At 70.6% G+C, this 13,011-nt stretch carries 13 protein-coding genes; 5 read left to right on the top strand and 8 right to left on the bottom strand.

Going from position 1 to position 13,011, the window contains the following annotated elements; translation table 11 throughout:
• Positions 1-142: 142 nt before the first annotated feature.
• On the bottom strand, positions 143-1,801 hold the full coding sequence (locus ACFSZT_RS08040) for an AMP-binding protein (RefSeq protein ID WP_377388477.1): 1,659 nt from the start codon (positions 1,799-1,801) through the stop codon (positions 143-145).
• A 151-nt stretch (positions 1,802-1,952) separates the two neighbouring features.
• Between ACFSZT_RS08040 and ACFSZT_RS08035 the strand changes: the two genes are divergently transcribed.
• Positions 1,953-2,711 (top strand): PhzF family phenazine biosynthesis protein, encoded by a 759-nt coding sequence (locus tag ACFSZT_RS08035; protein WP_377388475.1) that lies wholly within the window; start codon positions 1,953-1,955, stop codon positions 2,709-2,711.
• A 627-nt stretch (positions 2,712-3,338) separates the two neighbouring features.
• A complete protein-coding gene (locus ACFSZT_RS08030) occupies positions 3,339-3,716 on the top strand; it encodes a YccF domain-containing protein (protein WP_377388473.1) in 378 nt (125 codons plus the stop codon).
• Positions 3,717-3,718: 2 nt separating this feature from the next.
• Here ACFSZT_RS08030 and ACFSZT_RS08025 read toward each other — a convergent pair whose 3' ends face one another.
• The 7 genes from ACFSZT_RS08025 to ACFSZT_RS07995 all read right to left on the bottom strand — a co-directional run bounded on the left by ACFSZT_RS08025 (position 3,719) and on the right by ACFSZT_RS07995 (position 9,383).
• A complete protein-coding gene (locus ACFSZT_RS08025; protein WP_377388471.1) occupies positions 3,719-4,582 on the bottom strand; it encodes an endonuclease/exonuclease/phosphatase family protein in 864 nt (287 codons plus the stop codon).
• A gap of 102 nt (positions 4,583-4,684) precedes the next feature.
• Positions 4,685-5,485, bottom strand: a complete 801-nt coding sequence (locus ACFSZT_RS08020; protein ID WP_377388588.1) for a metallophosphoesterase — start codon at positions 5,483-5,485, stop codon at positions 4,685-4,687.
• A gap of 41 nt (positions 5,486-5,526) precedes the next feature.
• On the bottom strand, positions 5,527-6,321 hold the full coding sequence (locus tag ACFSZT_RS08015; protein ID WP_377388469.1) for an HAD-IIA family hydrolase: 795 nt from the start codon (positions 6,319-6,321) through the stop codon (positions 5,527-5,529).
• Positions 6,322-6,330: 9 nt separating this feature from the next.
• A complete protein-coding gene (locus tag ACFSZT_RS08010; RefSeq protein ID WP_377388467.1) occupies positions 6,331-7,449 on the bottom strand; it encodes a sulfate/molybdate ABC transporter ATP-binding protein in 1,119 nt (372 codons plus the stop codon).
• Positions 7,446-8,252, bottom strand: coding sequence for an ABC transporter permease (locus ACFSZT_RS08005; RefSeq protein WP_377388465.1), 807 nt, complete (start codon positions 8,250-8,252; stop codon positions 7,446-7,448). Before ACFSZT_RS08005 ends, ACFSZT_RS08010 begins: the two co-directional genes overlap by 4 nt.
• Complete coding sequence (gene modA, locus ACFSZT_RS08000) at positions 8,239-8,982, bottom strand: molybdate ABC transporter substrate-binding protein (RefSeq protein ID WP_377388463.1); 744 nt, start codon at positions 8,980-8,982, stop codon at positions 8,239-8,241. Before modA ends, ACFSZT_RS08005 begins: the two co-directional genes overlap by 14 nt.
• Positions 8,979-9,383 carry a TOBE domain-containing protein gene (locus tag ACFSZT_RS07995; RefSeq protein ID WP_377388461.1) on the bottom strand — a complete coding sequence of 135 codons (405 nt, stop codon included), beginning with the start codon at positions 9,381-9,383 and terminating at the stop codon, positions 8,979-8,981. The genes modA and ACFSZT_RS07995 overlap by 4 nt, the downstream gene beginning before the upstream one ends.
• A 103-nt stretch (positions 9,384-9,486) precedes the next feature.
• Between ACFSZT_RS07995 and moaA the strand changes: the two genes are divergently transcribed.
• From moaA to ACFSZT_RS07980, 3 genes are all read left to right on the top strand, one after another.
• Positions 9,487-10,551: a GTP 3',8-cyclase MoaA gene (moaA, locus tag ACFSZT_RS07990; protein WP_377388459.1), complete on the top strand. Its 1,065-nt coding sequence runs from the start codon at positions 9,487-9,489 to the stop codon at positions 10,549-10,551.
• Between the two features lie 4 nt (positions 10,552-10,555).
• Positions 10,556-10,861, top strand: coding sequence for a MoaD/ThiS family protein (locus ACFSZT_RS07985; protein ID WP_377388457.1), 306 nt, complete (start codon positions 10,556-10,558; stop codon positions 10,859-10,861).
• 1,126 nt (positions 10,862-11,987) lie between these two features.
• Complete coding sequence (locus ACFSZT_RS07980) at positions 11,988-12,629, top strand: LysM peptidoglycan-binding domain-containing protein (RefSeq protein WP_377388455.1); 642 nt, start codon at positions 11,988-11,990, stop codon at positions 12,627-12,629.
• The last annotated feature ends 382 nt before the right edge of the window (positions 12,630-13,011 follow it).

The following is a 13,011-nucleotide window of genomic DNA, read 5'->3' as shown; positions in this document are numbered from 1 at the left end:
CAGGCCGCCGCTAGCCCGGCATGGCTGCCGGGCCGCCTCAGCCCGGAAAGACCGGCAGCGCACCGCAACGGCGCAGCAGATCACCCGCCGGCGACCCGCCGGCCCACCACCCAACCAGCGGCCCACCACCGAACCGCCCGGCCTACGCGTGCTTCGCCTTCGCGAGCTCCTGCAGCCCCAGCAGCTCGACGGCCTTCTCCCGCATCTCGACCTTGCGGACCTTGCCCGTGACGGTCATCGGGAAGTCGTCGACGACGTGGACGTAACGCGGGATCTTGTAGTGGGCGAGTTTGCCGGTGCAGAACTCGCGGAGGCTTTCCGCGGTCAGCGGTTCCGCGCCCTCCCGCATGCGGATCCACGCCATGAGCTCCTCGCCGTAGCGCGCATCCGGCACGCCGATCACCTGAGCGTCAAGGATGTCGGGGTGGGTGTAGAGGAACTCCTCGATCTCGCGCGGGTAGACGTTCTCGCCGCCCCGGATGACCATGTCCTTGATGCGGCCGGTGATGTTGACGTAGCCCTCGTCGTCCATCACCGCGAGGTCGCCGGTGTGCATCCAGCGCGCCGCGTCGATGGCCTCGGCCGTCTTGTCCGGTTCCTCCCAGTAGCCGAGCATCACCGAGTAGCCGCGGGTGCACAGCTCACCGGGTTCTCCGCGCGGCACGGTCAATCCGGTGGCCGGGTCGACGATCTTGACCTCCAGGTGCGGCCCGACGCGGCCGACCGTCGACACGCGCCGTTCGATCGAGTCGTCGGCCCGCGTCTGGGTGGACACCGGCGAGGTCTCGGTCATGCCGTAGCAGATCGACACCTCCGCCATGCCCATCCGCTCGATCACCTGCTTCATCACCTCGACCGGGCACGGCGAGCCCGCCATGATGCCGGTCCGCAGGCTGGACAGGTCGTAGTCGTCGAACGAGGGCTCGGACAGCTCGGCGATGAACATCGTGGGCACCCCGTACAGCGACGTGCAGCGCTGCGCCTGCACTGCCTCGAGCGTCGCCTTCGGGTCGAACGCAGGCGCCGGGATCACCATGCACGCGCCGTGCGTCGTGGCCGCGAGGTTGCCCATCACCATGCCGAAGCAGTGGTAGAAGGGCACCGGGATGCAGATGACGTCGCACTCGGTGTAGTTGCACAACTCGCCGACGAAGAAGCCGTTGTTGAGGATGTTGTGGTGGCTGAGCGTGGCGCCCTTCGGAAAACCCGTGGTGCCCGACGTGTACTGGATGTTGATCGGGTCGTCCGCGCTCAGGGTCCGCTGCACCTCGGCGAGCCGTGCCGGATCGGCCTCGCGCCCGGTGCGACTCAGTGCGTGCCACTCGTCGCCACCGATCAGGACGACGTCGGTGAGCGCCGGGCAGCGCGGCCGGACCTCACTGATCATGGCCACGTAGTCAGAGGTCTTGAAGCGCTCGGCCGCGATGAGCATGCGGATGCCGGCCTGGTTGAGCACGTACTCGAGCTCGTGCGCACGGTAGGCCGGGTTGATGTTCACCAGGATGGCGCCGATCTTGGCGGTCGCGTACTGCACGAACGTCCATTCCGGACAGTTCGGCGCCCAGATGCCAACCCGGTCGCCTTTCGACACGCCGTTGGCGAGCAGTCCGAGCGCGAGGGCGTCGACCTCGGCGTTGAACTCGCGGTAGGTCCACCGCCTGCCGCCTGCCTGGTCGATGAGCGCGTCGCGATCGCCGTGTGCCTGCACAGTGCGGTCGAGGTTGTCTCCGATGGTGTCACCGAGCAGCGGGACGTCCGAGATGCCGGAGGCATAGCTGGGTACGGCGGATGGGTTCGGCATGATCCACTCCTGGACGTCGACGTTGACGTGTCGAGGAAGAGTCTAGGAACGCCGCCGCCCGGAGGCCATCAGCACAACGAGTGCAGCCGGTGCCACGGGGTGTCAGCGGGCAGCCACCCCGGGCAGAGCGGTGAGCGGCTAGGTTGACGTCATGCGCCTGTACATCGTCGATGCGTTCACCGACTCCGCCTTCCGCGGTAACCCCGCCGGCGTGGTCCTGCTGGACGCGCCCGCCGACGACTCGTGGATGCAGTCCGTCGCCGCGGAACTCAAGCACTCGGAGACGGCGTTCGTGGTGACCACGAGTGACCCGAAGTCCCTGCGCTGGTTCACCCCGGAGACCGAGGTCGACCTGTGCGGCCACGCCACGCTGGCGAGCGCCCACGTGCTCGGCGGATCGCAGGTCTTCACCACCCGCTCCGGGGAACTGCGGTGCATGGCGAAGGACGGCCGGATCGAGATGGTGTTCCCGGCCGACCCGCCCTCCCCCGCCGACGACGACGTGCGGGCGGGGCTGCCGTCCGTGCCGGTCGAGTACGTGGCGCGCGGGGTCAGCGACCTCCTCGTCGTGACCACTGACGCCAAGCACGTCCGCGAGTGCGAGCCCGACCTGGACGTCGTCGCCACCTGGGACGCCCGGTGCGTGATCCTCACCGCGCCCGGCGACCGCCCCGGCGTCGACTTCGTGAGCCGCGTGTTCGGGCCCGCCGTGGGGGTTCCGGAGGATCCGGTGACCGGATCGGCGCACTGCACGCTGGCGCCGTACTGGGCGGACCGCCTCGGCCGCACCGACCTCACGGGCGAGCAGGCGTCACCACGCGGCGGCGTCGTGCGCGCGAGCGTGGACGGCGACCGCGTGACGCTGGCAGGCACGGCGGTCACGGTCGTGGAGGGCGAACTCCTCGTCTGACGTCACGGTCTCCGGAACGCCGAGACGAGCCGCGCGACGAGCGTGGCCAAGAAGATCTGACCGGTCAGCGCCTGCAACGCCGCGAGCGCTCGGCCGGCATCGGCGAGCACCGCGAAGTCGCCGTAGGCGTGGTGAGCGTCGTGAAGCTGAAGTACCGCAGCGTCTTGGCGTTCACCGGCGCGTCGTCGGCGAAGAACGAGACCGGCCCGAGGTGCGCCAGTGCCGCGTAGGCGGCGGCGTAGAGCAGCCCGACCAGCAGCTACGCGCTGAGGGCGCCCGCGATGCTCTGCACGGTGACGACCCGGTCGGCGAGCACGTCGCCCACGACGTAGCCGAGGACGACCGTGAGAGCGCGCCCGTCAGATAGCCGGCGACCAGGAGGAGCAGCACGGGGACATAGCGATGCGCCGAGCGGGCGGCTCCGGTGCCATCCTCAGTTCGAGTCACCGCGCCCGCATGGACCCACCGGCCACCGCGTCCCCCGTTGTCTGCCCATCGCGCGTGCCATGGCGCACCTCCTTCGAACCAGCGTCGGTCACGTCGAGGCTCGCGCCGCATGATGATCGGCACCAGGGCCGGAATGCCTCGACGTGGCGCGAACCGTGCGCGCGCGAGGACAATCGCGGTATGACGTTGTTGCTGAACGTGATCTGGCTGGTGCTCTCCGGGTTCTGGCTGGCCGTGGGCTACCTGATCGCCGGAATCGTGTGCTGCCTCCTGATCGTCACGATCCCGTTCGGCCTGGCGGCCTTCCGGATCGCCAACTACGCGCTCTGGCCGTTCGGCCGGACGATCACCGACCGCCGGGACGCAGGCGTGGCCTCACTGATCGGCAACGTCATCTGGATCCTCGTCGCCGGGTGGTGGCTCGCGCTCGCGCACCTCGTCACCGGCGTCCTGCTGTGTGTGACGATCATCGGCATCCCGCTCGGGGTCGGCAACTTCAAGCTGATCCCGGTGTCACTGGTGCCGCTGGGCCGGGAGGTCGTGCCCCTGTCGCGGTGAGCTCACCAACCGCCCCGGGGCACGAGCAGGTCGGCGACGACGGGCCGGTGGTCGGACGCTTCGCGGGCGAGGGCCGTACTGGGCACGGTGGCGGACCGCGCGCCGACCTGCTGGGACACGGTGGCGTAGTCGATCCGCCGATCGGGAGCGTCGGCGGGAAAGGTCGAGCCGTAGCCGGATCCGGCCGCGGCGAAGGCGTCCCGCACCTGCGTCCACAGTGGAGCGAGCTCGGGGGCGTCCGGCAGGGCGTTGAAGTCGCCGAGCAGCACCTGCGTGGCGTGCTCGCCGTCGTCGGCCAGGATGTCCACTGTCTCGGCCACCTGCGTCGCGCGGACGGCCGGGTCGGCACGGTAGTCGAGGTGTGTCGAGTAGACGTGCACCCGCGCACCACGCACCTGCACCACCGCCTCGGCGAACCCGGGCATCGGCTCCGGTCCGGCTTCGGGATCCTGTGTGGACAGTCGGGTGAGCTCGTGGTTGGTGAACTCCCCCACCGGGTACCGCGACAGCACGGCCACGCCGTACTCGCGCCGAGGCCCGCCGGGTTCGGCGGGGTCGAGCGAGTAGATCGGGGCGAACCGCGCGTGCATGCCCAGCCGTTCGCCGAGTTCACGGGCGAGCGGGAGGCTGCGGCTGCGCTCGCCCCAGTGCTGGTCGACCTCCTGCAGCGCCACGACATCCGCGCCGATCTCCGCGATGGCGGCCGCGGTGCGCTCGAGGTCGAACACACCGTCCATTCCGGACCCGGCGTGGATGTTGTACGACGCGACGCGCAGCTCGACAGGTGGCGGGCTCGCGCTCGCGGGCAGCACGCCCGATGCGGCGATCGCCAGCGCGGCGACGAGGCTTGCCAGTGTCCGGTGCATCGGCGACCCCCAGACTCGGTGTACGAACCGGGAGCGTAGAGGCCGGCGGCGCACACCGCGCGACGGCCGCACCACGGTCCGGTGAACAACCGTGGAAGCGGCTCAGTCCTTCGGCTCGTACGGCAGCTCGACCACCAGACACGGCCCGCCGACGAACAGCCCGCCGTCGATGCCGAGCGCCCGGCCGCCCGCGTAGAGGTAGGGCTCCTCGATCTGCGCCGGGTGGATGCCGAGCTGGTCGGCGATGACGCTGTGGCCGTGCACCACCCGCTCGCCCCCGAGCTCGTCGAGCAGCGTCTCGGCCGCCTCCTGGCCGTGCGGGCCGCGGAAGGCGTAGCGCGTGGTCATCCGGCGCCACACGTCCCACCACTGCGCCAGGTCGTCGCCGGCCAGGATCTCGTGGACGCTGTCGTTGATCTTCTCGGTGGTCGAGCCCCACTCGAGGTACTCGAGCGTGTCGGAGTGCATCAGCAGGTGGTCGGCGGCGGTGGCGACCAGCGGCCGGGTGCTCAGCCACGCAACCAGCTCGTCGGTCAGCTCGTCCTGGTCGGCGAGCTGCCCGCCGTTGATCTCCCAGCTGCGCGCGAAGCTGCGCGGCCCGAAGTCGGACGGCACGGGCGTGTCGCCGAAGTGGTACATGCCGAGCAGCAGGATCTCGTGGTTGCCGAGCAGGGTCTCCACGGAGCCGCCGTCGTCCGGCGCCTGCCGCTGCAGTTTGCGCACCAGCTCGATGGCGGCGATGCCGTCGGGGCCGCGGTCGACGAAGTCGCCGAGGAACCACAGGCGCGCGCGGCCGCCGGTCCAGTCGTCGGCGTCGTCGATCAGCCCTTGTTCTCGGAGCGCTTCGGCCAGCTCGGCACGGTGCCCGTGGACGTCACCGACGACGAACGTGGGATCGTCCATCACGCTCTCGACCATAAGCCCTGGCCGCGGGGTCGCGGCGGTCAGGCCGACCCGAACGGGTCCTTCGTCCGGCCGACCAGGTCGGCGATCGAGTCGATGATCAAGGTTGGCCGGAACGGATAGCGATCGGCCGACTCCGCTGTGGATATGCCGCTCAGGACGAGGATGGTCTTGAGTCCGGCCTCGATGCCGGAATGCACGTCGGTGTCCATGCGGTCGCCGATCATGAGGGTGTGCTCGGTGTGCGTGCCGAGCGCCCGCAACGCCGAGCGCATCATCAACGGGTTCGGCTTGCCCACGTAGTAGGGCGAACGGCCGGTCGCCCGCTCGATGAGCGCCGCGATCGAACCGGTGGCGGGCAGCACACCCTCCCGGCTCGGACCGGTGGGGTCGGGGTTGGTGGCGATGAAGCGCGCGCCGCCCTCGATGAGGCGGATGGCGCGGGTGATGGCGGTGAAGCTGTACGTGCGGGTCTCGCCGAGCACCACGTAGTCCGGGTCGGTGTCGGTGAGCACGTAGCCGATCTCGTGGAGCGCCGTGGTCAGCCCCGCCTCGCCGATGACGTACGCCGAGCCGCCGGGCCGCTGGTCGTGGAGGAACTTGGCGGTGGCCAGCGCCGAGGTCCAGATCGCCGACTCCGGCACGTCGAGCCCGGTCCGCAGCAGCCTGGCCCGCAGGTCGCGCGGGGTGTAGATCGAGTTGTTGGTGAGGACGAGGAATCCCGCGCCGTTGGCCTTCAGCTCGGCGAGGAACTCGTCGGCGCCAGGCACCAGGTGGTCCTCGTGGATGAGAACGCCGTCCATGTCGGTGAGGTAGCTCCACCGCTCTTCACTCATGCCTCCACCCTATGGGCCGAACGCCGGGTGGATGGCCACCGCCGCCGCTTTGACTTCCAACCTCACCGGCGTGCCGGGTTCGAGGGCGAGCTCGGCCACCGACGCGGGCGTGAGGTCGGCGGCGACGCCCTCGGCCCAGCCGTCGCCGTCGTGAGCGCGCAGCCGCACCACCGCGCCGTGCGGCTCCAGCGCGCCGACGACCGCGTCGACACTGTTGCGCGGGCTGCCGGTGTGCGGCGCCCCCGCCGGGTGGACGGCCACGGATCCCGGTGCGAACACGGCGACGGCGGGTTCTCCCTCGGTGACGTCGGGTGCGGCGATGCCCGCGATCAGCCGGCCCGAGCCGGTACGCAGGCCGTCGGCGGTGGCGGTGCCGGCCACCAGGTTCAGCCCGGCGATCCGGGCGGTGAAGGGCGTCCGCGGAGCGGCGAGCACCTCCCTGGTCGGCCCGCGTTCGACGATCCGGCCGCCGGCGAGCACGACGACGTGGTCGGCGAGGGCGAGGGCGTCGAGCGGGTCGTGGGTGACGAGCACGGCCGAGCGCCGCTGGTCGGCCCGGAGCACGCGCCGGAGCAGCCCGCGGATGGCGGGTGCGGCGTCGACGTCGAGCGCGGCGAGCGGTTCGTCGAGCAAGAGCAACCGCGGCTCGCCCGCGAGCGCACGGGCGACGGCGACCCGCTGCGCCTGCCCGCCGGAGAGCTGCGCGGGTGAGCGTTGCGCCAGCTCCAGGGCATCCACTTCGGACAGCCAGTGTCGCGCGCGGTCCCGGGACTCGTTCCGCGACGCACCGCGAGAGCGGGGCGCGAACGCGACGTTGTCCAGCACGGACAGGTGCGGGAACAACAGCGCGTCCTGGGCGAGCAGGCCGACCTCGCGGTGGTGGGGCGGCACCTGGACCCCGGGCGTACGGGTGAGGGTGCGGTCGCCGAGCGTGACGCTGCCCTCGTCCGGCCGCAACAGCCCAGCCAGGCAGCTCAGGATCGTGGACTTACCGGAACCGTTGGGGCCGAGCACGGCGAGTACGGCGCCCGCGGGCACGTCGAACTCGGCGGCCAGGGTGAACGACCCGCGCGTCACGGTGAGCTCGGCGTGCAGGCCCGTCGGGGTTGTCGAGGTCGCCGGGGTCACCGCGCTCCCCCGCCCGCGTCGAACGCCCTCGGCCGCGCCACCGCGATCACCAGCACGGCCACCACCACCAGCAGCAACGCCAGCGCGACCGCACTGTCCACATCGGCCTCGGCCTGGTTGTACACCTCCAGCGGCAACGTCCGCGTCACGCCTTCCAGACTGCCCGCGAAGGTGATCGTGGCGCCGAACTCGCCCAGCGCCCGCGCGAAGCTCAACACCGCGCCGGACCCGAGCGCGGGCAGCAGCAACGGCAACGTCACCCGCCGGAACACCGTCCACGGGCGGGCACCGAGCGTCGCGGCGACCTGTTCGTAGGCGTCGCCCCCAGCCCGTAACGCGCCTTCCAGGCTCACGACGAGGAACGGCATCGCCACGAACGTCTGCGCCACCACCACGGCCGCCGTCGTGAACGGGATCCGCACGCCCGTCGCGACGTCGAGCACGTAGCCGAGGAAGCCGTTGCGGCCCAGCAGGAACAACAGGGCCAGACCGCCCACCACCGGCGGCAGCACGAGCGGCAGCAGCACGACGGCCCGCAGCAGCCGCACGCCCCGGCCGGCCGAGCGCGCCAGCACCACCGCGAGCGGCACCCCGAGCACCACGCACGCGAGTGTCGACAGCACGGCCGTGACGAGTGACAGGCGCAGAGCGTTCAGCGACGCGGGCGAGGTGAGCAGCTCCGGCAGGCGCGTGTAGTCGGTGCGCACGAGCAGGCCGACGACCGGCAGCACGACGAGGGCGAGCGCGGCGCCCGCCGGGATCCACAGCACCCACGGGACGCCGCGGCTGTCACGGCGCGCCAAAGCCCGCCCTGCTCAGCTCGCGCCTGCCCGCCTCGCCGAGCACGAGGTCCCGGAACTCGCGGGCCAGCCCGGGTTCGTCCGCGTCAGCGAGCGCGGCGACGGGATACCGGTTGAGGGCCTGCCCGGCCTCCGGCACCCGGACGCCGGCCACCTTCCCGCGCGCCGACGCGACGTCGGTCGCGTACACCAGGCCGGCGTCCGCCTCGCCCGCGCGGACCTTGGTGAGCACGGCCTTGACGTCCTGTTCCTCGCTCACGGGTCGCACGGTGACTCCGGTGAGCCGTTCCAGCTTGCCGGTCGCCGCGCCGCACGGCACCTGCGGCGCGCACACCACGACGGACACCCCGGGCCGGGCCAGGTCCCCGAAACCCCTGATCCCGAGCGGGTTACCCGGCGCGACGGCGATGGTGAGCCGGTTGGTGGCGAACGTCTCCGGCTGCCCGTCCACCGCCCCGGCCTCGACGACACGCTCCATCGTCGGCTCGTCGGCCGAGGCGAATACGTCCGCGGGTGCGCCCTCGGTGATCTGTTGCGCGAGCTTCGACGACCCGGCCAGGTTGAGCCGCACGTCCACGCCGGGATGGTTCTGCTCGAAGCGCTTCTCCAGCGTGCCGAACACCTCGGTGAGCGACGCCGCCGCGTAGACGTCGAGCGTGCGGCCACCGGCCGAAGCCCCGCAGCCGGCGACGACCAGCAGCGCCACGAGCAGCGGCGCGGTCAGTGCTCTCATCGCGGGCCTCCCGGGGTCTCGACGATCACCTGCGTCGCCTTGACCACGGCCACGGCGAGCACGCCCGGGCGCAACCCGAGCTCCTCGACAGCCTCGGTGCTCATCAGCGACACCACCCGCTGCGGGCCGCACTGCAGCTCGACCTTCGCCATGACGGTGTCGGCGACGACGTCCGTCACCAGCCCGACGAACCGGTTGCGGGCCGACCGGGCGACCTCCGTGGGATCCTCCGTCTCCTCGGCCTGCCTGCGGGCGAACGCGGCGAGCTCGGCGCCGTCGACCACTTTCCGGCCGGCGGAGTCCTCGCCTGCTCGGAGCTGACCGGCGCGGACCCACCTGCGGATGGTGTCGTCGCTGACACCCAGCAGCCGGGCGGCCTCGGAGAACCGAAACTGCGGCATGGATCGGAGATTATCTCCGCAGATGCGAAAGCACCATGTCTCTATCAATTCGGTATGCGCTCGACGTCACAGGTTGTCGGTGTTCAGCACTAGGCTGGGGTCGATGGCAGCAGTGGACCTCGGCACCCCGAAAGTGCCCGGCGCGCGCACGAAGAACATGGTGCCGCGCCCGGACAACCCCGCGCTCATCGACACGTTCGGCCGGGTGGCGACGGATCTCCGCGTGTCACTGACCGACAAGTGCAACCTGCGCTGCACCTACTGCATGCCCGCCGAGGGCCTCGACTGGATGCCCGGCGAGCAACTGCTGAGCGACGACGAGCTCGTCCGCCTCATGCGGATCGCGGTGAGCATGCTCGGCGTCACCGACATCCGGCTCACCGGCGGCGAGCCACTGCTGCGGCCACGGCTGGAAGACCTGGTCGCGCGGATCAAGGCGCTCGAGCCGACTCCACGGCTGTCGATGACCACCAACGGCATCGGCTTCGCCAAACGGGCGGCGGCGTTCGCCGAGGCCGGGCTCGACCGGATCAACATCTCGCTGGACTCGGTCGACCGCGAGACGTTCGCACGGATCACCCGGCGCGACCGCCTGCGCCACGTGCTCGACGCACTCTCCGCGGCCCGCGACGCCGGGCTGAACCCGGTGAAGATCAACGCCGTGCTGATGCGCGGCATCAACGAGCACGAGGCGACCAAGCTGCTGCGCTTCGCCCTCGACAGCGGCTACCACCTGCGGTTCATCGAGCAGATGCCGCTCGACGCCCAGCACGGGTGGGACCGCAAAAGCATGATCACGGCCGACGAGATCCTCGAGCTGCTCGGCGCCGAGTTCACGCTCACCCCGAGCCCGAAGGAACGCGGCGGCGCACCCGCCGAGCGCTGGCTCGTCGACGGCGGCCCCGAGGAGGTCGGCGTGATCCCCTCGGTGACCCGCCCCTTCTGCGCCGCCTGTGAGCGGACCCGGTTGACCGCCGACGGCGCCATCCGCTCGTGCCTGTTCAGCACAGAGGAGACCGACCTGCGCCTGCTGCTGCGCGGCGGCGCGAGCGACGAGGACATCGCCGACACGTGGCGGCAGACCATGTGGGGCAAACTCGCTGGTCACGAGATCAACGAGGCCGGATTCGCCCAGCCGATCCGGCCGATGAGCGCGATCGGAGGGTGAACAGGTGGGTTCGGTGTCGTCGGAACCGGTCACTCCCGTCCAGGGCGAGCAGCACGCGACAACGGTGAAGGTGCGCTACTTCGCCTCCGCACGCGCCGCGAGCGGCGTCGAGGAGGAGATGCTGCAGCTGGCCCCGGGCTCGACGATCGAGAACGCTGTCGAGGCGTTGCGGGAGCTGCACCCGGAGAAGCTGCCGCGCATCCTGGAGGCGGCGAGCTTCCTGCTGGACGGCGTCGCCGTGCGCGACGTGACCCGGCCGGTGCCGGACGGCGCCGAACTCGACGTGCTGCCCCCGTTCGCCGGCGGCTGAGCTGCCGGTGGCGTGCCGGGGGCACTCCTGTCTCGCCTGGCGGCTGACCGGGCCGCGGCTCAGTGACGTGCCTGGCTCAGTCCTGTCGTTCGCCGACGGCTGAATCGGGAGTTCCTTACCTTGTGGGGTCCCGGTGCCCCTCTGTTCATCCGCCTGCCGCACTGTCGGCGTTCGATGGCGGAGTGCCGATGTCCCGCCCGCGCCCGGCCCGGGGTGCCACGACGCCGCGACATCGGTGCCGAGCTGCCATCACGGCGCTGACTCCACGCGAGGGCCACACCTGGCTGGTGGCGCACGATCCGGTGGATTTTCCACAGGGACCGCTTTGTCCGGATTCGCTGAGCGATCACGACATCGCCCGACTGGTCACATCCAGCCCCTTGACCGGTGGATCTTCGGCAACCGGTGCCCGCCGGTCGTACCACCGGCCAGTCGCACGCCCCGGCCCGGGCGACGGCGTATCCGCTGGTCTGACCCACTGCGCGCCGGCGGTCAGCGTGTTTCACACCACGCGACGCGCTGGTCACACATGCCCACGGACGCCCTGTGTGCGACCGGCCGCAGTGGTCTCGTCCACCACTTCGAAGGGTGGTCCAAAGGCGTCGCAATGGCCGCACTGGGCGGCACTTCGACGGCTTTCGCGAGCGCCGGAGTGGACCAGACCCACGCCCGAAGTGTCCGCTTCACCCGGTTCGCACTCTCCAAAGTGGTCGTCACAAACGGACCAATCGCGCCGAAACGACGTGACACAGACCTCACTATCCGTGAAAGATCTCGGAAAGGAAACGGCCGGGTAACGGCCAGCTGACCAGGAAAAACGGCGTGATCGCAAAAGGTTGCATGCTGTTACTGTGAGCTAGGTCACGCCTTCAAAAATTTCCGATCACGCTTCTCGTTACGTACCGTCGCTTCTCGGTTGGCCCCGACCGACCACAGCAAGACCGGGATCCCGAAGCGCCGCACCCAGTCCGCGGGATCCCGGACCCGACCCCGAGCGAGAGACTTCCGGACTGGGACGAGAGGGAACGGAGCCTGAACGGCGATGGGAGCCGGCCCGACAGGGTCGGCCAGGCCAGTGCGGCCTGCCTCGATCCACGGAGGCGCGGAAGGCGAGACCGAGTCAAAAATGGCTTATCGAGGCAAGCACCGTAAGACCTCCGCTGCTTCCCGCACCTTTGCCCGTTTCGCTGTGGCGGGCCTGACTGTGGGCGCCCCGCTGGCGATCGCTGCGACCCCCGCGCAGGCCGACAGCGTCAACTGGGACGCCATCGCGGAGTGCGAGAGCGGCGGCGACTGGAGCATCAACACCGGTAACGGCTACTACGGCGGTCTGCAGTTCTCGCAGAGCACCTGGGAGGCCTACGGCGGTAGCGGCAACCCGGCCAACGCGTCCCGCGAGGAGCAGATCGCGGTCGCCGAGCGCGTCCTGCAGGGCCAGGGCATCGGTGCGTGGCCGGTCTGTGGTGCCCAGGCGGGCTCCACCGCCAGCTACGAGAGCTCCAACACCGAGGGCTCGTACGAGGCCGAGACCGAGACCTCTTACGAGCCGGTCGAGGAGAGCGCTCCGGCTCCGGAGCCGGCTGCTCCGGCCGCGGTCGCCAAGTCGAACCCCAACGGTGACTACACCGTCGTCGCCGGCGACACCCTGAGCAAGATCGCCACGAAGAAGGGCGTCCAGGGCGGCTACCAGAAGCTGGTCGAGCTGAACGAGGGTTACATCAGCAACCCCGACTTCATCGTCGTCGGCCAGAAGATCGCCACCAAGTGACCTGCTCCGCAGTTCGCTTGTGCCGAATGGCGCGGGTGCTAGCTGACGGCTAGCACGTAGGGCCCCACCGTGTCCCCCGGACGGTGGGGCCCTACGCCTTTCGGCATCGTTCGGGGGCGGCCGTGGCGGTACAGACCACAGAGGTCCGAACAACGTCGATCCGAAATAGAGCCACGGCTCGGGGTCACGCCATGGACTTTGCGAGCCCGCACGCGCTTGCGCCATCACGCGACCATTCCGGGCTGCCCAGCCTCCACCCAGGTTTTTCGTCGAGGCGCTCGGCAGGACCACAGTCGGCTCGACGCACGTGCAGCCTCTCAGAAGGCCGACACGGCGACACAGACCGCCGACACGGCGACGCGAACGGCAGACACGGCGACCT

Origin of the sequence: Prauserella oleivorans, from assembly GCF_042685745.1 — a bacterium.
In the GTDB taxonomy this organism is placed as follows: Bacteria; Actinomycetota; Actinomycetes; order Mycobacteriales; family Pseudonocardiaceae; genus Prauserella_A; species Prauserella_A oleivorans.
Note: the sequence above shows the minus strand (reverse complement) of the source record. Positions and strands in the feature narration are given on the sequence as shown.